This is a genomic window from Pseudomonas sp. Irchel s3f10, from assembly GCF_900187515.1.
Taxonomy (GTDB): Bacteria; Pseudomonadota; Gammaproteobacteria; order Pseudomonadales; family Pseudomonadaceae; genus Aquipseudomonas; species Aquipseudomonas tensinigenes.
Genome location: NZ_FYDZ01000005.1, coordinates 161853 through 183587, shown reverse-complemented (window position 1 = coordinate 183587; position 21735 = coordinate 161853). Strand labels below are relative to the sequence as shown.

Genomic DNA, 21735 nt, shown 5'->3' with positions numbered 1-21735 from the left:
TGCGCATCTGATCTGCACCGGCCATGGGCCGATATTCAGGTCGACGCACAATGGTTACCTTTCGCCGAGATTGATCTAGAGTCATTGCCGACGCCAGAAGACCAACAACATCGCGGAGAGAACATGACTGACCTGAACCTGCAAGCCAACGTCGCCGAATCCCTGAAGCAATGGCACGAAATGATCCGCACGGGAAATTTGAGCGGGCTGCCCCAATTGCTTGATACAAATGCCGTGTTCCGTTCGCCAATGGCGCATACGCCTTACCCCGGTGCGCCGGTGGTATCGATGATCCTGAACACAGTGTTCGACGTGTTTGAGGATTTCAAATATCACCGTGAACTGGCGACGGCGGATGGGTTGAATGTGATTCTGGAGTTCAGCGCCAAGGTGAGTTCGAAGGAGCTGAAAGGTATCGACATGATTCGCTTCGATGAGCGCGGCAAGATCGTCGAGTTCGAGGTGATGGTGCGGCCGCTCAGCGGTCTGCAAGCCTTGGGCGAAGAGATGGGGCGGCGACTGGGCGCTTATCTGGCGTCCGCCAAAGCCATGTAGGAGCTGCCGCAGGCTGCGATCTGTTGATCTTGATCTTGATCTTTCAAAAGCAAGATCAAGATCAACAGATCGCAGCCTCGTTTCACTCGGCAGCTCCTACAAAACTATTTGCCACAAAAAAGCCCACTGACCGTCGCCGGTTCAGTGGGCTTTGTGTGTCAGGCGGCTAGTTACAGCGCCATGTCACGTGCAGCGTTTTCCTTCGGAGCTTCAGCTTTTTCAGCTGCAGGTGCGGCCGGAGCAGCCACCTGACCGATCACTGGAGGTGTCGGCAGTTCGAGGATCTTGGCGGTGTAAGCCCATTCTGCAGCCACTTTGGCTGGATCGCTGTTCAGCTGAGTGCCGTAGCTTGGCACGATCTGGTGCAGCTTGGACTGCCACTCAGGCGTTGCGACTTTGTCTTTGAAGACTTTCTGCAGCACGCTCAGCATGATCGGTGCAGCGGTCGACGCGCCTGGCGATGCGCCCAGCAGGCCGGCGATGGAGCCGTCTTGTGCAGCAACGATCTCGGTGCCCAGTTTCAGCACGCCGCCAGCGGCTTCATCACGCTTGATGATTTGCACGCGTTGGCCGGCTTGCCACAGGCGCCAGTCTTCGGCTTTGGCGTTCGGGAAGTATTCCTTCAGCGCGTTCAGACGGTCTTCATCCGACAGCATCAGTTGGCCAGCAAGGTACTCGACCAGCGGGTATTCCTTGATGCCGACCTTGGTCATAGGCCAGATGTTGTGGGTAGTGGTGCTGGTCAGCAGGTCCAGGTACGAACCTTCCTTCAGGAACTTGGTGCTGAAGGTCGCGAATGGGCCAAACAGAATGACGCGCTTGCCGTCCAGAACACGGGTGTCCAGGTGCGGAACGGACATCGGTGGTGCGCCAACCGACGCTTTACCGTAGGCCTTGGCCAGGTGCTGCTCAGCGATGGTCGGGTTATCGGTCACCAGGAACGAGCCGCCTACCGGGAAGCCAGCGTATTCCTTGGCTTCAGGAATGCCCGACTTCTGCAGCAGGTGCAGTGCACCGCCGCCCGCGCCGATGAACACAAACTTGGCGTCGGTTTCGGTTTTTGTGCCGTCTTTCAGGTTTTTGTAGCTGACGCGCCAAGTGCCGTCGGCATTCTTGGTGATGTCCTGCACTTCGCTCGACAGTTTCAGATCGAAGTTAGGCTTGGTCTGCAGGTACGTCGCGAACTGGCGGGTGATTTCGCCGAAGTTCATGTCGGTACCCAGCGGGCTCCAGGTGGCCGCGATTTTCTGGTTCGGGTCACGCCCTTCCATCATCAGCGGGACCCACTTCTTGATCACAGCCGGGTCTTCGGAATACTGCATGCCGGCGAACAGCGGGCTCGCTTGCAGGGCTTCGTAGCGCTTTTTCAGGAACTTGATGTTGTCATCGCCCCACACGAAGCTCATGTGCGGAGTGGTGTTGATGAACGAGCGAGGGTTCTTCAGAACGCCTTGCTGAACCTGCCAGGCCCAGAACTGACGGGAGACCTGGAACGCTTCGTTGATCTCGACGGCTTTCGGGATCGTTACGTTGCCTTTGTCGTCTTCAGGGGTGTAGTTCAGCTCAGCGAGCGCCGAGTGACCGGTACCGGCGTTGTTCCAGCCGTTGGAGCTTTCCAGGGCGACGCCGTCGAGGCGCTCGACCATTTCCATCGACCAGCTTGGCTCCAGCTCATTGATCCACACACCGAGGGTGGTGCTCATGATGCCGCCGCCGATCAGCAGAACGTCGACTTTCTTTGCTTCGTCAGCATTGGCGGATGTCATCCCCATCGCCAAAGCCAGACCCAGCAGGGCTGTGTTCACTTTTTTAAACATCTGTTGCACCTATGATAAAACGCCTTCCGCCCGCCGCTGTTATCTGCATGCGATCCGCTTTGATGACGCTCAGGCTAGCGTCGCAGATTCCGGCACACTTCAATTTTGACGGGTGGGCACACAAGGCCGACATGCTGCATCGACCTCAGTTAATGTCCCTTCTGAACTGACTTCTTATCATTATTGGCTCAGCTACTTGAGCGACAGGGATTCCGTCGGCCCGCCCAGAGGCAAGCAAACTGAATAAGGTCAAACCAAGTTGGCGCGAAGAATATCACGTCAGGGCAAACCCGCGCGTCTGTTCCCGACTTGAGAGTCTTTTTCCGCTCAGGGACTTATCGGCCGCCAGTCGCTGAACATGACCCTCTGATCAGTGCGCCGACTCAAACCATCCTGCATTCAAGTGTAGTTGGCCAGCGATCAAGCTCTTTTCGGCAGTGCCTTAGTCACGAATTTTCTGCTAGGTTGTACGACGACTGACAAACATGTCGTCAAACCCCATAACAACAAGGAAACAACCGCAATGACCAAGACCCGACTGCTGATCGGCTTTCTCTGTGCCTTCAACGGTTACGCCATGGCCGCATCGGCCCCGGCAGAAAAAGATGTCGCCCAAGCGGTGGACCATCTGACCCAGGCGATGCTGCACAAGGACATCGCCGAACTGAACGCACTCACCGCGCCCAACCTGACTTACGGCCACTCCAGCGGCAAGATTCAGGACAAGAAAGAATTCATCGCCGATATCGAAACCGGCAAGAGCGCGTTCAAGACCCTGGAAATGCAAAACCAGACCATCACCCTGTCCGGCGATACCGCGCTGGTGCGCCACCACTTTTCCGCGCAGGCGTTGAAGGGGACCGAGGTGATACCGACCGAGATCGAGAACTTTCAGATCTGGCAGAAGCAGGATGGCAAGTGGTTGTTGGTGGGGCGGCAGGCGTTCAAGTTCTGATCGGGGTTAACTGACTCTGAATAGATGTTGACTGGGCTGCCGTCTTCGCGAGCAGGCTCGCTCCCACAGGGGAACGCATTCCAAAGGTGGGAGCGAGCCTGCTCGCGAAGGCGGCAGTCCGGCTAACAAAAATGCGCCTGACTGCCCTCCCGATCACAACCGAAACCGATCCACCGACTGCGCCAACTGCCCCGCCAGGCTCGACAACTCATCGGTGGTATTCGCCGTTTGCCCGATCACTCGGCTGTTGCCCTCGGACATCCCGGCAATCATTTCCACCTGATGGGCAATCTCGTTACTGGCCTGACTCTGCTCGCCAATCGTGCGGGTGATGTCGTTGACCAGTTGTGTCGTGCTCAACGTCGCCTCAAGGATTTCGCGAATAGCGCGTTCGACATCCGCCGTCACCGCCATGCCCTTGTCGACCTGCGCCACCCCCGCCTCCATGCTGCTGACTGCCTCGCGGGTGCTGTGCTGAATGCGCGCGACCATCGCGGCGATTTCCTGGGTCGAGGCGCTGGTGCGCGCCGCCAGACTGCGCACTTCGTCCGCCACCACCGCAAATCCCCTTCCCTGCTCGCCGGCCCGGGCCGCTTCAATCGCGGCATTGAGCGCCAGCAGATTGGTCTGGTCGGCAATGCTCTTGATCACCTGAATGATGTTGAAAATGGCTTCGGATTCCTGATCCAGCGTGCGGATCACCTGGGCCGACTGTTGTGCTGATCGGGCGATATCGTCCATGTCGCTGACCACTTGATGAATCACGCCGCCGCCCTCCTTGGCCAGGGTTTCGGCTTGACTGGCCATGCTCAAGGCACGTTCGGCGTGGCGGGTGATTTCCTCGATGCTCGCGGTCATCTGGCTGGCGGCGGCGGCCATGGTGCCGGCAGCCACGCTTTGCTGCTGGCTGCTGTCGGCGACCTGATGGCAGCCTTGGCTGAGTTGCTCGCTCATGCCACTGACGCCGTGCGCGTTGCGCCGCACCACGTCGATCATGTTGCGCAAGTCGCGCTGCATGGTCGCCAATGTACGGATCAGGACACTGGCTTCATCCTTGCCGGACGGCTCGGCGATCGGCTCGCTGAGATTGCCATGGGCGATGCTTTCGGCGATGCGACTGGCGGTTTTCAATGGCCCCATGATGCTCAAAATGACCCAGCGCCCCTGAATCAGGAGCAGCACAAGACTGGCGATCAACACCACGCCGAGCGCACCGTTGGCGCTGCGGATCGCTGATTCGGTTGCTGCGCTGGTCTGCAGCGTATTGGACTCGATCAACTCGCTCAACGCAGCCATTTGCTCTTCAAGCTGACCAAACGCCGTGTTGAAGGTGCCCAGTTCCTGTTGAGCGGCATCAGGATTGTCCAGCGCCAACCCGACAATCCGCTCACCGGTGTTGATGTAGGTATCGAGACTCGGCTTGATCTGCTCCAGCGCGGTGCGCAATGTCGGGTTGATCGGCAATTTGAGGTTGTCTTCAAGCACCTCACGAAAATGCCCCGCATGCTCGTTGATCGAATCGCGCACCTCGCTCGCCGTACTGGTGCTTTTGCCTAGCCCCACCAGCATCGCCGAGTAGACATCGGCGCGCAGGGCGTCATGCATCATGTCGGCTTCCATATGGTTGCGCAGCGCGCTCATGCTGACCGCGTTATCGCTGACCGCCGAGGCCATCCGCTGGTTGCCGACGTAACTGACGAGACTCACGATCAACGCCGTCAGCAGACTTGTCACAATCAGCAACACTAAACGCAGTTTGATCGACACCGGATTTTCCTCTCTCGTTACGCCCGTAAGCGCTTGTCAGCCTTCAGTTAAGCCTATTTGCACGGGTCTGCCGCGCCAGAGCGTGTCAGCAGGTGTCGGCATGCTGGCCAAAGGCAGCAAAACTTTCGGATTGCGCGGCAAGTCTCACTTTTCAACGCGCACGGCCAACGCTTTCATCGCCGGTTAATGCCGGCAGGCTATTGAGTCCGTCGTTCTGAATTCTCATGCAGTAAAAGGAAACGCTATGAAACGCGCATTGTGGTTGGGTTTGCTCGGCACCTTCGCCATCGGTACCGCACACGCGGCGACGGAAAAAGTCGCCATCAATCTGGTCAGCGCTGACGGCGCGCCGCAGGCGATCGGCTCGGTCACTATCAGTGAAACCGCCTATGGCTTGTTGTTCACTCCCGATCTGAAATCCCTGCCGGCCGGTGTGCATGGCTTCCACGTGCATGAAAACGGCAGCTGCGAGGCGGGCATGAAGGATGGCGTGAAAGGTGCTGCGCTGGCCGCTGGCGGTCATTTCGACCCGCAGAAAACCGGCAAGCACCTCGGCCCCTACGCTGATGGTCATTTGGGAGACCTTCCGGCGGTTTACGTGACTGCCGATGGCATCGCCAACTACCCGGTATTGGCGCCGCGCCTGAAAAAGATCTCCGAGGTGAAGGGCCACGCGCTGATGATTCACGCCGGCGGCGACAACCACGCCGACATGCCCAAACCGCTGGGCGGTGGCGGTGATCGCATGGCGTGCGGGGTGATCTGAACCCTCATGACATAAACCCGGGCAGCCCGCCATGGGGTTGCCCGCGTCTGTCTCGCAATAACGCAGACTTTCCCGCTCCACGGAACTCCCGCCGCGTGCGCCCCTCTCACATTATGTAATCCTTCCCTTTTTGCTTCGCGCTTGTGGAGGAACACCGTCATGCGCAAGTTAGTGCTCGTTTCTTCTTTACTCTTATGCCTGCCCGTGGGTTCCGCTCTGGCCAAAGTCGATGCCGGAGATGTCGCCACCTCGGCCGGTGTCTCCGCGTCGCTGTACTCGACCTTCAAGGATCACAAAATGGTGATTCCGGCCCGTGACGACTTGTCTGCATTTGTCGCCAGTGGCGGGGCCATTCGTGGGGTTTATCTTGAATCGGTACTGCAACAGGTGCGCCAGAACAACCCTGGCCTCAACGCCAGTGATGAAGACCTCGCCAATGCGATTCTGGTGCATTACGAAGGCCTGAATCAGTAGCCATCACGGACAAGGCAGCCGATGGATGGCCGCTGAAGGCGAATAGGCAAAACTGTCCGACGGCCTCTATGATGGAGGCCATGACGACTTCTGCGCCCTTGCGCTCCCCCTGCCCGCCCGGCGCCTGCATTTGCGGGCGCGATCCGTTGCTGGAGACGCCCGGCGCGGATTTGCGCATCCTCCGTCTGACTCGCGAAGAAGAAAAAATCTTGCTCGCGCGGCTGGAAAAACTCAAAGACCTCGCCGACCTCGAACACTTGCAGAAGCGCATGTACGAACAGTTGGGCATTCGTGTGGAAGTCGCCCCCGGATTCAACGAAGTGCGCACCATGCGCGGCATTGCCATTCAGATCGATGAGTTACCGGGCCTGTGCCGCAAGACCCGCGCAGCGATTCCAGCCGCCATCCGCCGCGGACTGGAAAACCACCCGGAAATCGCCTTCGGACTGCTCAACGCCCACGACTTGCTGCGCGACGCCTGATCACTTTTTCAGACCGACCCGTTTGCGCATCTCGGCCGTGATGCTCTGGCGGGTTTTCTTCATATCGGCCCATGGCTCGTCGCCAACCTCCGCCAACCGCTCATGCACGTTGTGCACATTCCACTGATTGCCGCCCTTGATTTCGGCGACCTCTTCACGGAACAGCGGCACCGACACCGGCAAGCCTTCGCGGGTGCGCGCTGCATAGGCGCAAATGGTGGTGGCGCCCAAGCCGTTGCGCAGGTAATCAATAAAGATCCGCCCGACGCGATTCTTCGGCCCGGACACCGCCGAAAAGCGGTCCGGCAACAACTTGGCCATATGACTGACGATGGCGTGGCTGAAATCCTTGACCTCATCCCAACCGAGTTTGCGGGTCAACGGCACCACCAGGTGGATGCCCTTGCCGCCACTGGTTTTGAGAAACGCTTTGAGGCCCAGCTCATCGAGCACGGTCAAGGTCAGCGCCGTCGCTTCGACCATGCTTTTCCACGGCAGCGCCGGATCCGGGTCAAGGTCGAGGACAAAGCGATCGGGCTTGTCCAGATCGACCGTGGTTGCGTTCCAGGTGTGCAGTTCGACGGTGCTCATCTGCACCGCGCCAATCAACGCTTCGGCGTTGTTGATCAGCATCACCGGTTGCCCGGTGACGTCCTTGTCCAGCGTGGTGATGCCGGGGATCGCCAGGCGTTCGGCATTTTTCTGAAAGAACAATTCGCCGGCGATGCCGTCCGGGGCGCGCACCAAGGCGACCGGGCGCTCCTTGAGTTGCGGCAGAATCCACTCGGCGACGCTGGCGTAGTACTCGGCCAGTTGCATTTTGGTAGTACCGCTGACTGCATCGATGACCCGATCCGGGTGCGTGATGCGCACCTTGCCGTTAGCCAGCCCGAGCTGAGACGGCGCGGTTTCGGCATTGCTCGCCGGGGCCTTTTTCGCTGGTTTTTTGGTAGGCGTTTTCTTCTCTGTGGTCTTCACCGGTTTCGCTCGCTCCTCAGTGATGTCCTTGGCCGGCTTGTCGTCGCGCAAGCCATGGAACACGGCGTGGCGCACCGAACCGTCCTTGGTCATTTCGGCAAATGCGACTTCTGCCAGCAGTTTCGGCTTGAGCCAATGCACACCTTTGACTTCGAAGCCGCTGGGTGGATTGACCACCGCAGCCTTCTTCACCTGCAACGGTTTGAGTTGGGCCAGAATGCTTTTCAACGTCGACTCGTTGAAACCGGTGCCGACCTTGCCGGCATAGCGCAACTCGCCACTGTCGCGATCGTGCAGCCCCAACAGCAATGCGCCGAAGGCACTGCGCGAACCTTTCGGATCGGTGTAACCGACAATCACAAACTCCTGACGGTGTTTGCACTTGAGCTTGATCCAGTCGCCGCTGCGCCGCGACAAATAGGGAGAGCCGAGACGTTTGCCGATCAGGCCTTCCATCTGCATCTGGCAGGCGCTGTTGAGCAGTGCATCCGGGGTTTCGTCGAAGGCTTCGGAGAAGCGCAGCAACGGTTGTTCATGGCTGCCGAGCACCGTGGCCAGCGCCGCGCGACGTTCCTCGACCGGCACTTCGCGCAAGTCGACGCCGTTCAGATACGGCAGATCGAACAGGTAGTAGAGAATGTTGCCGCTACGCCCCGCTTCAAAAGCATTTTGCAGGGCCTGAAAATCCGGCACGCCCTGTTCGTTGGCGACAACCATTTCCCCGTCCAGCCACGCCGATTCCAATCCCAGCGCCGCCAGGGCTGCGGCCTGTTGCGGCAACTTGTGCGTCCAGTCGTGACCGTTGCGAGTGAACAGTTGCACCTGATCATGATCGATGCGCGCCATGATCCGGTAGCCATCGAATTTGATCTCGTAGCTCCACTGCCCTTCGGGCGCGCTGTCGACCAGCGTGGCCAGTTCCGGCTTGAGCTGCGTCGGCAGTTTCGCCTTGTGCGCGCCGGTTAGCTTGCCGGTCGCTTGCTTGCGCGCTTTGGCCGGGGCCTTTTTCGGCGGTTTGCTTTGCTCCGCGGCCAACTTGGGCTTGGTTACAAGGGTTCGCTCGCTCAGCACGCTGTCCGGCTCGGCTACCAACACATCGTAATCATCTTGCGGGCGAGCGGCGCTGTCCTGATGTTTGATCAGAAACCAGCTCTCCTTCTTGCCCGGCATGTGCGTGCGCACCAGGTTCCAGATGCCGCCGAGCTTTTCGCCTTGCAGCTCAAACTTGAGTTTGCCCTTGGCGTAGGCCTTGTGCGGATCTTCCAGCGGAATCCACACACCGCGATCCCAGACGATCACATCGCCAGCACCGTAATGCCCTTCGGGGATGCTGCCCTCGAACGTCGCGTAATCCAGCGGATGATCTTCAACATGCACCGCCAGACGTTTGACCTTGGGGTCGAGCGACGGCCCTTTCGGCACCGCCCAGCTCTTCAAGGCGCCATCAAGTTCCAGACGAAAGTCGTAATGCAGGTGCGAAGCATCGTGCTTCTGGATGCAGAACTGCAACGCGTGATCCGTGACGGCTTTACGCCCGGAGCGCTTGACGGCGACCGGCTCGGACGTCGCCGAGAAGTCGCGCATGCGGTTGTAGTCGTCAAGGTTTCTGCTCATCGCGCACCTGCCTTGCTTCAGCCAATCCGGGTCACGGTCAACGCCACCACGGCGATCCGGTCGACCCGTTGATAACCGGGGTTGAGCAGCTCCTCGCCGAAGACATCCGGATCGAGTTCGCGGTACGTCCAGCCAAAACGCTGTTCATCGAGTCGTGGCAGCACGGTGTCGAGAAACGGATCGCGACCATCAACCATCGCCACGCCGGTGTAGAGCAGCAGCGAGCCGCCCGGCGCCAGTCGATTCAAGGCCTGTTCGACGATGCGCAATGAAAGCCCTGCCCCCAGCGTCCCGCCACCATGGCGGTAGGCGCGCTCTGCCGGATCGGCCATGTACGGAGGGTTGGCGACGATCAGATCGAACTCGCCATCGACGCCCTGCAACAGATCACTGGCGCGGACTTCGACGTTGGCGACCTCTGCCAGCGCCGCATTGATCGCGGTCAGACGCAGCGCCGCAGGGTTGATGTCCAGCGCCAGCACCTGCGCCTCGCGACGGGCACGGCCGATCACAATCGCACCGACGCCAGCACCACAACCAATATCCACCGCACGCTGGATCGGCGCGAAGTTCTGCTGCAGGTGGGCGTGGATCAGTTGCGCGAAACGGTAGGTGTCGGGGCCGAAAAACACCGCATCCGCCGCCTCGGTGGGGAATGCCGAATGCACGAACAGCAAATCATCCAGGCTTGACCAGCGCACGCGACTCTTCAGCTGACCTTCGTAACTATCAATGACCTGCGCATCTTGCAATTGCCGCTGTTCATCGGCCGACAACAACCCCGGCGCGAATGGCCGCGACCAGCCGAACACATCGCGCAAAGAGTCGGCCATCTGGCCCTCGTCACGCTGGTTGACCCGTTGATGGGTCAACGGCGTCGGCGTGGTGAACCGATATCCGTCTGCCAACAAGCGCCGGCCGAGGTGCAGCAGCACGAGGTCGTTGGGGCAGAGTTGTTCTTCCTGATTCATCGGCAAGGTCCTTAAGGCAAACGGGATTTGAGTTCGATAAAACGCCGGGTGGCGAGCAACCCGGCCGGGTGTGCATGGCGGGCCGGGGCGAGCCAGGGGATCAGAATCGCCATCTGCGCCAAGGCATCCTGACCTTGCAGCGCGGCGTTGAGCGCCTGTACGTCGGGATCCTGTTCAAGCCCCTCAATGGCCGCGGCAGTCTGAGTGTGCCGCCGAGCGGGTCTGGTTTTATCCGACGACGTCCAGTCGCCGGCAATCCAGTCGTGCACCAGTTGTTTTTCGTAGGCATTGAACACACCGAACATCGCCGCACCGTCGCCCGCGATCAGTTGCCAAAAGCGGCTGGCCTGCGGGTCTTCGTGGCGTTTGATCCAGCCTTTGTTCTGCAGCGCCTGAAGAAAACCGGGCAATTGCTCCGGTGCAGCCAGCCACTGATTGACGGTCTGCCCTTCGAAGCGGCAGTAATCGGAATGCATGTGCTGGGCGAACGGACACTTGCGCTCAAGCATCGCCAGCAACTCGTGCTCAAGGTCGAAACCTTCGATGATCGCGCGACTGCCCTGCCCCAGATCGTTGAGCCGATAGCCCAGCGCGACCCGGCGCAGAAACTCGGTGCGATCGGCCTCAAGCGGCAGCAGATCGAGCGCGGCCTGCACGGCTTTTTGCGCATGGCCGGTGCTGGCATTGTCGATGGTCACATGCAGGGTGAAATAGTACGGATCGATGCCCAGTTCGCTGAGTTCGTAGCTGCTGATCAACAAGTGCAACGGCAGTTGTTCATAGCCGAGGTTGTAGCCGATCACCTCGGGCAAGTAATCAGCGCCACAGACACCGAGGGCCAGTTGTATTGCGCCTTGCAGGTAGCGCTCATCAGCGATCGCGCTGCTGTCCTGCAAGTCATGCTCGGCGAGGAGTTTGCGGTAGATGACCACGTGGTTTTGCGCTGGATTGCCTTCGCCCAGTTCTTCCAGAAATGTTCGCAGCAGGCCCTGGAAACGCGGGTCCTGCCAGCGTGGCAACAGACCATAGAGCCAGGCACCGTCGACCAGTTTGGTCGGTGCCACCGCTTGCAGGAAATACAGCGCCTGCGCCTTGCCACGGAAGAATTGTCGAGGCCCACCGGCCTTGCGCTGCTGGAGATAGTCGGCATATTGCCGGGCGACATCGGCGCAATGCTCGGCCACCCAGGCGTGCCACGTTGTCGGGTCTTCAGGCAACGCATCGCTAATTTGCGCGGCGTGTTGCAGTTGCTCCTGCAAAAACGCCTGCGCAAGGTCTAGGGAATCGTCATCGCGCAACAACGCTTCATAAACCTGGCGGATGTTCCCGGCGGCATTCATAAGATGCGGTTGGGCAGGCGCAGCCTGCAGATGTGTCAGGACAGTCATGGCAAAGTTCTCGGTCGGTTGGCAGGACGCTGTTCCACACGCCTCTACAGCAGCAGAGAGGCGACGCCTGCGAAAAATTCAATCGACGTGAAAATTGCCCGGACGGACGGCGAAGCAGCTCCGTGACGGAGCTGCTGATGGCGATGATTATTTGACGTTACTTCAGGCCTGGCCCTTGGCCTGCTGTTCCAGATGCACCTGCAAATCCGGGTCGATCTGCAAGGCTGCTGCCAGCTCGTCCAGATAACTGCGCTCCGCGTCCCGCTGGTCATCCACGAGGATCACGCTGACCAGATACATCTCAGCGGCCATGGCCGGATCGCCTTTGGCCGCCTGCGCGACTTCGTTGGCGTCCAGCGGTTTCGAGACTTCTTCGTCAAACCATTGCTGCAATTGTGGGTCGTCGGTGTGTTTGCTGATTTCCCCACTGATCATCTGTTGTTCCCGGGTGTCGATCTCACCGTCAGCCTTGGCCGCCGCAATCAACGCGCGCAACACAGCATGGCTGTGCTCCTCGACTTCCGGACCGGCAAGGAGATTCGCCGTCTGCGGGATCTGTTGCGGTGCCGCGCTGGCCTGGCTGCGTTGCCAGGCCTGATACGCCTGGAACGCCATCATCCCCAGCGATGCCAGCGCCGCGTAATTGGTACTGCCGGAACGACTTTGCGTGCCGCCCCCGCCGCCCAACGCCCCACCTAATGCGCCACCCAGGCCACCACCAGCACCGCCGCCGAGTAAACCACCGAGCAAACCACCTAATCCACCCAACCCGCCCGCCGACGCGCCGCCGCGTGTACCGGTCGAATCCGCGCCACCGAGCAGGCCGCCCAGCAAGCCACCGAGGCCGCCCAGACCCGAACCGGCAGACGCTGAAGATTGTTGACCTGCCGGGGCCTGGCCTCGCAGCAGTTGTTCAAGCAAATCGCTGGTGTTCATGACGTCATCCTCAAGCATTGGCAGTGACTGCGTCTGGCAACGATAGACCCCTTAAGCCATAGCGCCAGCACCGTTTGGCTGACACTCAAGGGCCTTGGCGGATTTCGCCCGCGTATTTTTTCGCCGGCCAGCTAAGATTGATCATTGGTGAACCTTATCCCGGCCTGACCGGTCGATAGCTGCAACCCCGACCCGGTTTGCCGGCGCCCTTGTTGCCCAAGGGTGATACCCGGCTTGCTTCACTTTCTGGAGAACGCCCCCGTGATATCGACCGTACACATCGCCAGGCTCAAAGCATGGGGCGCCCATGGTTTTACCGCGACTGGCGTGGTCACCGCTTTTCTGGCCACCCTCGCCCTGTTGGAAAACCAGCCCACCCACTGCCTTATGTGGCTGGGCGTGGCGCTGATTGTCGACGGACTCGACGGCGCGCTGGCGCGCAAGGTCAACGTGCAATCGGTGCTGCCGAGCTTCGACGGTTCGATCCTTGATCTGGTGATCGATTACCTGACGTATGTCTTCATTCCGGCACTGTTCATCTATCGCTACATTCCGTTGCCCGACTACACCTTGCTGCTGACTGTGTCACTGATTCTGGTGTCGTCGCTGTTCTGTTTCTGCAACGTCAATATGAAGAGCAAGGACAACTACTTTGTCGGGTTTCCGGCGGCGTGGAATGTGGTCGCGCTGTGTCTGTACATCATTGGGCCTGGGCCGTGGATTACCTTTCTGACGGTGATCGGCCTGGCGCTGCTGACCGTGACGCGGATGAAATTCCTCCACCCGTTCCGTGTGCGCCGGTTCATGCCGATCAACATTGCGGTGACGGCGATCTGGCTGCTGTGCAGTTTGTCGCTGGTACTCAACCATCCGGTGATCAACCCGTTGGTGATGGGCTTGTGGTTGTTGATGTCGGCGTACTTTCTGGGGATCTGCATCTGGCGCACGGCGCTGGAGTGGTTTGATCGGCCGCAGGTGAAATAGGCTCCAGATCCAACACAAATCCAATGTAGGAGTGAGCCTGCTCGCGATAGCGGTCTGTCAGCTGAATATTTTTGACTGAAAGACCGCTATCGCGAGCAGGCTCACTCCTACAGGGATCTTCATTCAGCGTTTGGTGATCACCACCTCCAGATACTCACTCGGCACCACCAGCGACTCCTCCCCCGCCCGGTTCAAACGGTTGAGCAAATCCGCCAGATCACTTTCCAGCGCCTGCCCGCTCTCCGGCGGCAACGCCGCAAAAGCCTTGTGCACCGGCCCGTACCAATGGCGAAAAATATCGATGAAATGCGCGGCCGAGCGATAGCGAAAATTGAACTCGCGCCTCGTCACGCGCAGCAGAAAATCGCGGTCATCGAAATGTTTGTGCAGCCACGCGTCGGAGCCCCAATTCGACGGCGGCTGAGCACCGGCAGGCGGTGGCAGATGCCGGCCGAGAATCTTGAACATCTGGCCAACGAAACCTTCCGGCGTCCAGTTGGCCAGACCGATCCGCCCGCCACGGCGACAAACCCGGCCCAGTTCAGCAGCAGCCTGGTCCTGATCCGGTGCGAACATCACGCCAAAGGTCGACAGCACGGCATCGTAGCTCTCATCGGCAAACGGCAGCGCTTCGGCATCGGCCACCTGAAACGTCACGTCCAGATGCTCTGCGCGGGCACGATCCTGGCCACGTTCCAGCAGTGCTGCGACGTAATCGGTCGAGGTGACCAGGCAACCGCGCCGCGCCGCCGCCAGCGTTGCATTACCGTTGCCGGCAGCGACATCCAGCACCTCCTCGTCACAACGCAGGTCGCAGGCTTCGGCAAGGTTTTCGCCGACGATTTGCAACGTCGTGCCGATCACGGCGTAGTCGCCACTGGCCCAGGCGACTTTCTGGCGTTCTTTCAAGGCAGTCAGATCAATCGGGGTACTCATGACAGTGAGCTCCGCTACAAATTGGATCAGTGATTATTCGGCCGTCGTCGGGTCAATGACCGTCATCACACGCGCCACACTGTTGGCAGGAAATCCTCCAAGCCTGGCGTGTTCGCGCACCTGCTCTTCGTCAGGCGCGATGTACACGCAATAGATTTTGTCCGCGGTGACGTAGCTTTGCAGCCATTGCACCTGTGGGCCGAGTTCGCGCAACACGTCACAGGACTTGTGCGACACGGCTTTGAGTTCTGCTTCCGACAGCTTCCCGGCCCCTGGAATCTCGCGTTCAATCACGAATTTCGGCATGGCAACCTCGCGCTCTTGTTATGGGGCAAGGCCGGCAGTGACCCTGCTCACGCACTATCGCGCCGAGACCGCTCGGCGTCCCTGCCAATCGTCTGGCAACCCTGTAAAACCGGGGGTTTGCCGATGAGCGGTGGAAATCTGTAAAGCGTCTGGAACACCTTGAGGATTGCCAATGTTCGGGGATTGGTTTCTGATGCGTTCTCGCTTCTGGAACGGATTCGACTGATGTCACTGCAAATCGATTGGCTCGCGCATCACCTGCACCACAGCGACCGTTATGCTCAATGGATCCACCAACAATTCCCCTACGAATACGTCGACCATCCGCTGGCCGAGTGGCAGCGTGAATTTGCCGAGGGCCAAAGCAATGGCGACTGGTCCTGCCTGATCGCCATGGACGGTGAACATCTGCTCGGCGGCGCCGCACTGGCACGCGATGACCTCGACCTGCGCCCCGATCTCGGACCTTGGCTGGCCTGCGTGTTCGTCAGCCCTGAAGCACGCGGGCAAGGTCTGGCGGAACGTTTGATTGCAGGGATTTGTCAGGAGGCGAAATACTGCGGCTTTGCGCGCCTGTATCTGCACACGCAGAACAAGCAGGACTACTACGCCAAACGCGGCTGGCAGGTGCTGGAGCGTTTTCGCGCCTGGGATAACGAACAATGGCTCATGGTCCGCGACCTCTGAGCCATTGCTGTTGCTGATCAGGCCGCAGGCGCCTTTGCCTCTTGCAGCAACTGCTGGATCATCTGCTCCTGCGCTTCGTAGCGACCTTCGCCGAAGTGGCTGTAACGCACCTGCCCCTTGGCGTCGATCAGGTAGTGCGCTGGCCAGTACTGATTGTCGAAGTTACGCCAGATCGCGTAGTTGTTGTCGATGGCCACCGGGTAGGTGATGCCAAGCTTTTTCACCTGATCCTTGACGTTGTCGATGATCCGCTCATAGCCGTATTCCGGGGTGTGTACGCCGATCACCACGAGCCCGTCCTTCTCGTATTTCTTCGCCCAGTCTTTGACGTACGGCAGGGTGTGCTGGCAGTTGATGCAGTCGTAGGTCCAGAAGTCCACCAGCACCACTTTGCCGCGCAGGGACTCAGCGCTCAGCTCGGGCGAGTTCAGCCATTGCACTGCGCCGGCCAGCGATGGCATCGCGCCTTTGCCCTTCTCCATCGGCGAGTCCGCGCGGACTTTGCTGACAAAGTAGTCGACCGCTTTCGGCACATTTTCCAGAACGCTTTTCTCGACGCTGGCCACGCCTTGGGAGGACGTGTTCGCCAACAAGGTTTTGTCGAAGCCGGTAGCAATCACCGCTGCCGTCGCCAGTACCGCAACACCGGCACCACGACGCAACCAACCGGTGAACGGGATCGACGGTTTCAGGCGATTGACCAAGCCGCGTCCGGTGAAGATCAGCGTGCCCAGCGACAGCGCACTGCCGGCGCCGTAGGCCAGCAGCAACAGACTGGTCTGCGCGTTGGCGCCTTGCAGCATGGCACCGGTGAGAATCACGCCGAGGATCGGCCCGGCGCACGGTGCCCACAGCAGCCCCGTGGCCACGCCGAGCATGATCGAACCCATCGGCCCGGCCTTGTTCCGAATATCCGGGTCAAGGCGATTGCCCAGCATCACAAAGGGACGTGTCAGCCAGTCACCGATGCGCGCCGAGATCAGCGACAGGGCGAACACACTCATCACGATCAGCGCAATGTAACGGCTGCTGTTGCTGGCCTGAATGACCCATTCGCTACTGACCACAGCGAGGCTTGAGATCAGCGCGAAGGTCAGGGCCATGCCGCCGAGGGTGAGCAGAATCGAAGTGCGGCTGCGTTGGGCGCCGGCAAACAGAAACGGCACCACCGGCAGAATGCAGGGGCTGAGCACGGTCAGCAGACCGCCGAGGAATGCGATGAGGTACATAGTGATTCACCCTTGATCAATGAATGTGACGAGCCGTTCAGGCGCTCTGGCTTTCCAGCCATTGGCTCTGCGGCGTACGACTGGCGCCGTTCTCGGCAACCATCTGGCCCTGTGGCGTGCGGCTGGAGCCGTCCGCAGCAATCAAGCCATCGCTGCCCTGCTTGGCTACTGGCGTCAGTTGGAAGCAGGTGCTGCTGTGGCAGCTATGCTGTTCAACCGCAGCATTGGCATGGGCGGCAACGCCGGCGAGAGAGAAAACGATGGCAGTCAAAAAGCGCGATACGTTGTTCATGGCTGTTTCCTTCTACAAAGAGTGATGACTTAGTTGTCGTTGTTGCAGCCGTCGGCAAATTTGCTGTAATCGAGCACGCGGGTCTGACCGGCCGAATCGAGGTAGGTCATGCGCGCCTCGACAATCCCGCAAGTCACCGAGTTGTCCTGTTTCAGCGAGAGCACTTTCTGGATATCCAGGTGGGTGCCGTAGGTGTAGGTTTGCGCGGTGACAGCGGCTTCGGCACGGGCCGACAGCGTGCAGATGTTCAGCGCGGCAAACAGGCAGGCGGTGATTACGGATTTGTTGTTCATGGCGTTTTCCTCAAGGCTTAAGTGGGTTTGAGCCGAGGCGATCTGTGTGGGCCTCGATGGAGCCTATTTGAGGCTCGCGAGGTATCGCGTCTGTGTCAGGAACAGGCGCGTTTCAATCGCTGTGTATCCCGGTCGGCGGGGGATACACAGCGATACAAAACCCTGGAAAGTTCGCGTTTTTGCGTGTTCATGTATCCGTTGTCACGGCAGATACACTGCAATACAAAGGCAGGCAGGCGAGCCGCGCGAGGCTCGATAGACTGCACGGCATTCCCCTTTGATAGAGGTTCGAACCCGATGGAACATGTCGATCACATTCTCATCGTCGACGACGACCGCGAGATCCGTGAACTGGTGGGCAACTACCTGAAGAAAAACGGCCTGCGCACCACGGTGGTCGCCGATGGCCGGCAGATGCGCAGCTTTCTCGAAGCCAACACCGTTGACCTGATCGTGCTCGACATCATGATGCCCGGCGACGATGGCCTGCAGCTGTGCCGCGAACTGCGCGTGGGCAAACACAAGGCCACGCCGGTGTTGATGCTGACCGCGCGCAACGATGAAACCGACCGCATCATCGGCCTGGAAATGGGCGCCGACGATTACCTGACCAAGCCGTTCGCTGCCCGTGAACTGCTCGCGCGGATCAACGCCGTGCTGCGCCGCACGCGGATGCTGCCACCGAATCTGGTGGTCACCGAAGCCGGTCGCTTGCTGGCCTTCGGCCGTTGGCAACTGGACACCTCGGCCCGTCACTTGCTGGACAGGGACGGCACCATGGTTGCCCTCAGCGGCGCCGAATACCGCTTGCTACGGGTCTTTCTCGATCACCCGCAACGGGTGCTCAGCCGCGATCAACTGCTCAATCTGACCCAGGGCCGTGACGCTGATCTGTTCGACCGCTCGATCGATTTGCTGGTCAGCCGTTTGCGTCAGCGTCTGCTCGATGATGCGCGCGAACCGGCCTACATCAAGACCGTGCGCAGTGAAGGTTATGTGTTCTCGCTGCCAGTCGAAATTCTCGGTGCCCCGGCATGACGCTCAACCTGCACTGGCCGCGCACCCTCGCCTCGCGCCTGTCGCTGATTTTTCTGATCGGCCTGCTGCTGGCCCAGGCGCTGTCGTTCGGCGCGCAGTATTACGAACGTTACCAAAGCGCCAAGAACACCATGCTCGGCAATCTGCAAACCGACGTGTCGACCTCGATTGCGATCCTCGATCGCTTGCCTGCGGAAGAGCGCCCTGCCTGGCTCGAGCGTCTGGCGCGAAGAAATTATGGCTACCTGTTGAGCGAAGGCGAACCGGGCACGCCGATCGAGGCGGGTGATGTGCCGGTGGCCGTCACCTCGATCACCGAAGCCATTGGTGAACGCTATCCGCTGACTTTCACCGACATCCCAGGGCCGAAGAAACACTTCCAGGGCCATCTGCGCCTGAGCGACGGCAGCCCGGTGACCATCGACGTGCGCCCCGCCATGGTGCCGTTGTCACCCTGGTTGCCGGCGGTCTTGCTCGGCCAACTGGCGTTGATGATCGCCTGCACCTGGCTGGCGGTGCGCATTGCGGTCCGCCCCCTGACCCGGCTGGCCGACGCCGTAGAAACCCTCGACCCCAACGCCCACCCGATCAACCTCGACGAAAGCGGCCCGAACGAAGTGGTTTACGCCGCGCGGGCGTTCAACGCCATGCAGGCGCGCATCGCCGCCTACCTCAAGGAACGCATGCAACTGCTGGCGGCGATTTCCCATGATCTGCAAACGCCGATCACGCGGATGAAACTGCGCGCCGAACTGATGGACGATTGCACCGAGAAAGACAAACTGTGGAATGACCTCAGCGAGATGGAACATCTGGTGCGCGAAGGCGTGGCCTATGCGCGCAGCATCCATGGTTCGACCGAAGAAAGCCGCCGCACCAACATGGATTCCTTCCTCGAAAGCCTGGTGTTCGACTATCAGGACATGGGCAAGCAGGTGCAACTGGTCGGCAAGAGTGCGGCGGTCATCGACACCCGGCCCCATGCCTTGCGCCGGGTATTGGTGAATCTGACCGACAACGCGCTGAAATTCGCCGGCGCCGCCGAAGTCTGGGTCGAAGCCAACAAGGGCAGCCTGGCGATCACCGTCATGGACCGTGGCCCGGGCATCGCCGATGCCGAACTGGCGCAGGTGCTGCAACCGTTCTACCGCGTGGAAAACTCGCGCAATCGCGATACCGGCGGCACCGGACTGGGCTTGGCCATCGCCCAGCAACTGGCCATGGCGTTGGGCGGCTCGTTGACCTTGAGCAACCGCGAGGGCGGCGGGTTGTGCGCGGAACTGAAACTCCCCCTCAATTTTTGAACGCTACATAACCCCTGTAGGAGTGAGCCTGCTCGCGATCGCGTCCTTCCAGTCAACCCGCATTGAATTGAAGGACGCAATCGCGAGCAGGCTCACTCCTACAATGGGTTGCTATACATTCAAGCTATGCCGATCACTTGGTCCTCATGCATCTGCCGCAACAACACCAGGCCATTGTCCATGAACGAATTGCTGGCGAGCTGCCCGGCCTCCTGCGCCAGAGCTTGCAACTGCTCGCGCCCCGTCAATGGCGCAAACTCGCTGATGCGCTGCAGCAAGCGCCAGGCCAACGGACTCAGCTCGGAAAACTTCACACTCCAGTCCGCCGTACGCCGCACCAGCAAAAGCGTCGGTTGCGCCGGTGGCGTGGCAGGTTGATGGTTTGGATCGATTTCATGCACTGGCCACGCATACGCCAACGGCCAGGCCAGTGCCGAGATCAGCAACGGGCGTTCCAGCAATAACGCCGGATCGGTCGGCGGCAGCGCCTGAGCATCGGACTGCTGCAAAGCCATCTCGACCCATTCGTAATGCGCCAGCTCTAGCAGAAACCCCGGCCACTGACCTTCGCGCAACACCTGCGGTTGCGTGGCCAGATAGTCGAGAAAGGCTTCGGCAATCTCGCCGAACTTTGGTGTCTGCGCCCGCCAGTCACGCAAAAAGCCGCGCACCAGCAAACCCCAGCGTTGCTCACCGATGATGCGGATCAACACCGGAAACGTGCCGCTCAACAGTTGCGATACGTTGTTGAACACCAGATCGCGATAGACGTTAACCCGCGCCGCATTCATTTCGGCCGGTGGCGATTGATGTTCGGGATCACGCAAATACCGGGTCAGTGCCTGTTGTTGCAACATCAGGTTATCCACGATGGCTACCCTCCGCTTGCAAGTGGCGAATGGTCTGCAACTCGACGACCAATTCGGAAAACGCCGGAAAGTTGAAATCCCGCTCGAGCAAGGTCGGCTGCGCGCCAAACCGCGCATAGGCATCGGCCAGCAGTGACCAGACCTGCGGTTTAACCGAGGCACCGTGGGTATCGATTTTCAGCGTGTCGGACTCATCGAAATGCCCGGCCACATGCATCCCGACCACCCGGCCCGGCTCGATGCCGGCGAGGAAGGTTTGCGCATCGAAGCCGTGGTTGATCGCATTGACGTAGACATTGTTGACGTCCAGTAGCAGGTCACAATCGGCCTCACGCAGCACGGCGTTGGTAAAAGTCACTTCATCCATATCCTGACGGGGGGCGGCGTAGTAGGAGACGTTTTCCACCGCCAGACGCCGACCAAGAATGTCCTGAGTCTGACGGATTCGCGCGGCGACGTGGTGTACTGCCTCTTCGGTGAACGGCAATGGCAACAGGTCATAAAGATGCCCGTCATCGCTGCAATAACTCAGGTGTTCGCTGTACAGCGGCACGTTGTAATGGTCGAGAAACACCCGGACCTCCTGCAAGAAGCCGACATCCAGCGGTGCCGACCCGCCAAGTGACAGCGACAGACCGTGGCAGGACAACGGATAGCGTTCGGCCAGTTCACGCAATGCCGCACCATGGGCACCGCCAAAGCCGATCCAGTTTTCCGGAGCGACTTCGAGAAAGTCGAAATCGCCGCTGCGGGCAGCTTGCATGTCTTTCAGCAGGCCACGGCGCAGGCCGAGGCCGACGCTGGGTTGCGCTAATAAGGGAAGCGTTTGCATGGGATGTACCTCAGCAGTGATTTTGCCGAGTTGAACCGCCGGCTGTATCACCGCTGTGTGCAAATGACTGGACATTTGCAGCACTGTGTATCCCGCGATGACGGCGATACACGGTGATACAGACTCACTGCCGATCAATATTGTGGGAGCGAGCCTGCTCGCGAAAGCGTCGGCACTGCCAATATAAGAATTGCCTGAAATGCCGCCTTCGCGAGCAGGCTCGCTCCCACAGGTTTTTCAGTGTTCACAAAGACAGCGCCAG

22 protein-coding genes and 1 pseudogene are annotated in these 21735 nt (G+C 59.8%); 9 read left to right on the top strand and 14 right to left on the bottom strand.

The window, feature by feature from the left end; translation table 11 throughout:
- Positions 1-123 precede the first annotated feature (123 nt).
- Entirely contained in the window at positions 124-555 is a 432-nt protein-coding gene (locus CKW17_RS13855) for a nuclear transport factor 2 family protein (protein WP_095120255.1), read from the top strand.
- Positions 556-725: 170 nt separating this feature from the next.
- Here the strand turns inward: CKW17_RS13855 and mqo are convergent, their stop codons facing one another.
- Positions 726-2372: a malate dehydrogenase (quinone) gene (gene mqo / locus CKW17_RS13850; RefSeq protein ID WP_095120254.1), complete on the bottom strand. Its 1647-nt coding sequence runs from the start codon at positions 2370-2372 to the stop codon at positions 726-728.
- Between the two features lie 523 nt (positions 2373-2895).
- On the opposite strand from mqo, the gene CKW17_RS13845 reads away from it, so the two are divergent.
- Complete coding sequence (locus CKW17_RS13845) at positions 2896-3327, top strand: nuclear transport factor 2 family protein (protein ID WP_095120253.1); 432 nt, start codon at positions 2896-2898, stop codon at positions 3325-3327.
- Positions 3328-3480: 153 nt separating this feature from the next.
- Here CKW17_RS13845 and CKW17_RS30760 read toward each other — a convergent pair whose 3' ends face one another.
- Both CKW17_RS30760 and CKW17_RS30755 read right to left on the bottom strand, forming a co-directional pair.
- On the bottom strand, positions 3481-4206 hold the full coding sequence (locus CKW17_RS30760) for a methyl-accepting chemotaxis protein (RefSeq protein WP_371850956.1): 726 nt from the start codon (positions 4204-4206) through the stop codon (positions 3481-3483).
- Between the two features lie 132 nt (positions 4207-4338).
- Positions 4339-5094, bottom strand: a pseudogene (locus CKW17_RS30755) (MCP four helix bundle domain-containing protein); the annotation flags it as partial.
- Positions 5095-5338: 244 nt separating this feature from the next.
- Between CKW17_RS30755 and sodC the strand changes: the two are divergent.
- From sodC to CKW17_RS13825, 3 genes are all read left to right on the top strand, one after another.
- Complete coding sequence (gene sodC / locus CKW17_RS13835; protein WP_095120251.1) at positions 5339-5860, top strand: superoxide dismutase family protein; 522 nt, start codon at positions 5339-5341, stop codon at positions 5858-5860.
- 159 nt (positions 5861-6019) lie between these two features.
- Positions 6020-6334 (top strand): DUF2388 domain-containing protein, encoded by a 315-nt coding sequence (locus CKW17_RS13830; RefSeq protein WP_038369335.1) that lies wholly within the window; start codon positions 6020-6022, stop codon positions 6332-6334.
- A gap of 80 nt (positions 6335-6414) precedes the next feature.
- Complete coding sequence (locus CKW17_RS13825) at positions 6415-6816, top strand: hypothetical protein (RefSeq protein ID WP_176470072.1); 402 nt, start codon at positions 6415-6417, stop codon at positions 6814-6816.
- Here the strand turns inward: CKW17_RS13825 and ligD are convergent, their stop codons facing one another.
- From ligD to CKW17_RS13805, 4 genes are all read right to left on the bottom strand, one after another.
- The gene (gene ligD / locus CKW17_RS13820; protein ID WP_095120249.1) at positions 6817-9408 is read right to left on the bottom strand and encodes a DNA ligase D; all 2592 of its coding nucleotides are present in this window, start codon (positions 9406-9408) and stop codon (positions 6817-6819) included.
- Between the two features lie 17 nt (positions 9409-9425).
- Positions 9426-10379 (bottom strand): class I SAM-dependent methyltransferase, encoded by a 954-nt coding sequence (locus CKW17_RS13815; protein ID WP_095120248.1) that lies wholly within the window; start codon positions 10377-10379, stop codon positions 9426-9428.
- A gap of 11 nt (positions 10380-10390) precedes the next feature.
- The gene (locus tag CKW17_RS13810; RefSeq protein WP_095120247.1) at positions 10391-11767 is read right to left on the bottom strand and encodes an iron-containing redox enzyme family protein; all 1377 of its coding nucleotides are present in this window, start codon (positions 11765-11767) and stop codon (positions 10391-10393) included.
- 162 nt (positions 11768-11929) lie between these two features.
- The gene (locus CKW17_RS13805) at positions 11930-12703 is read right to left on the bottom strand and encodes a tellurite resistance TerB family protein (protein ID WP_095120246.1); all 774 of its coding nucleotides are present in this window, start codon (positions 12701-12703) and stop codon (positions 11930-11932) included.
- A 261-nt stretch (positions 12704-12964) separates the two neighbouring features.
- Here CKW17_RS13805 and pcsA point away from each other — a divergent pair, with 261 nt between their 5' ends.
- Positions 12965-13687: a phosphatidylcholine synthase gene (gene pcsA, locus CKW17_RS13800; protein ID WP_007919592.1), complete on the top strand. Its 723-nt coding sequence runs from the start codon at positions 12965-12967 to the stop codon at positions 13685-13687.
- Between the two features lie 123 nt (positions 13688-13810).
- Here the strand turns inward: pcsA and CKW17_RS13795 are convergent, their stop codons facing one another.
- Complete coding sequence (locus tag CKW17_RS13795; RefSeq protein WP_095120245.1) at positions 13811-14623, bottom strand: class I SAM-dependent methyltransferase; 813 nt, start codon at positions 14621-14623, stop codon at positions 13811-13813.
- A gap of 33 nt (positions 14624-14656) precedes the next feature.
- The gene (locus CKW17_RS13790; RefSeq protein WP_095120244.1) at positions 14657-14929 is read right to left on the bottom strand and encodes a DUF4242 domain-containing protein; all 273 of its coding nucleotides are present in this window, start codon (positions 14927-14929) and stop codon (positions 14657-14659) included.
- Positions 14930-15154: 225 nt separating this feature from the next.
- Between CKW17_RS13790 and CKW17_RS13785 the strand changes: the two genes are divergently transcribed.
- Positions 15155-15616, top strand: a complete 462-nt coding sequence (locus CKW17_RS13785) for a GNAT family N-acetyltransferase (RefSeq protein WP_095120243.1) — start codon at positions 15155-15157, stop codon at positions 15614-15616.
- Positions 15617-15633: 17 nt separating this feature from the next.
- Here CKW17_RS13785 and CKW17_RS13780 read toward each other — a convergent pair whose 3' ends face one another.
- From CKW17_RS13780 to CKW17_RS13770, 3 genes are read right to left on the bottom strand one after another with little or no spacing between them, the layout of a single operon-like run.
- Positions 15634-16845 (bottom strand): cytochrome c biogenesis protein DipZ, encoded by a 1212-nt coding sequence (locus CKW17_RS13780; RefSeq protein ID WP_095120242.1) that lies wholly within the window; start codon positions 16843-16845, stop codon positions 15634-15636.
- Between the two features lie 37 nt (positions 16846-16882).
- The gene (locus tag CKW17_RS13775) at positions 16883-17137 is read right to left on the bottom strand and encodes a hypothetical protein (protein WP_095120241.1); all 255 of its coding nucleotides are present in this window, start codon (positions 17135-17137) and stop codon (positions 16883-16885) included.
- Positions 17138-17166: 29 nt separating this feature from the next.
- Positions 17167-17430: a DUF2790 domain-containing protein gene (locus CKW17_RS13770; RefSeq protein ID WP_095120240.1), complete on the bottom strand. Its 264-nt coding sequence runs from the start codon at positions 17428-17430 to the stop codon at positions 17167-17169.
- Between the two features lie 297 nt (positions 17431-17727).
- Here CKW17_RS13770 and CKW17_RS13765 point away from each other — a divergent pair, with 297 nt between their 5' ends.
- Together CKW17_RS13765 and CKW17_RS13760 are read left to right on the top strand one after the other, a co-directional pair.
- The gene (locus CKW17_RS13765) at positions 17728-18468 is read left to right on the top strand and encodes a response regulator (protein ID WP_095120239.1); all 741 of its coding nucleotides are present in this window, start codon (positions 17728-17730) and stop codon (positions 18466-18468) included.
- Positions 18465-19772, top strand: coding sequence for an ATP-binding protein (locus CKW17_RS13760; RefSeq protein ID WP_095120238.1), 1308 nt, complete (start codon positions 18465-18467; stop codon positions 19770-19772). Before CKW17_RS13765 ends, CKW17_RS13760 begins: the two co-directional genes overlap by 4 nt.
- Before the next feature lie 119 nt (positions 19773-19891).
- On the opposite strand, the gene CKW17_RS13755 is transcribed toward CKW17_RS13760, so the two are convergent.
- Both CKW17_RS13755 and CKW17_RS13750 read right to left on the bottom strand, forming a co-directional pair.
- Entirely contained in the window at positions 19892-20629 is a 738-nt protein-coding gene (locus tag CKW17_RS13755) for a DUF2063 domain-containing protein (RefSeq protein ID WP_176470071.1), read from the bottom strand.
- Positions 20630-20633: 4 nt separating this feature from the next.
- The gene (locus tag CKW17_RS13750) at positions 20634-21473 is read right to left on the bottom strand and encodes a DUF692 domain-containing protein (protein WP_095120405.1); all 840 of its coding nucleotides are present in this window, start codon (positions 21471-21473) and stop codon (positions 20634-20636) included.
- Positions 21474-21735: the final 262 nt, after the last annotated feature.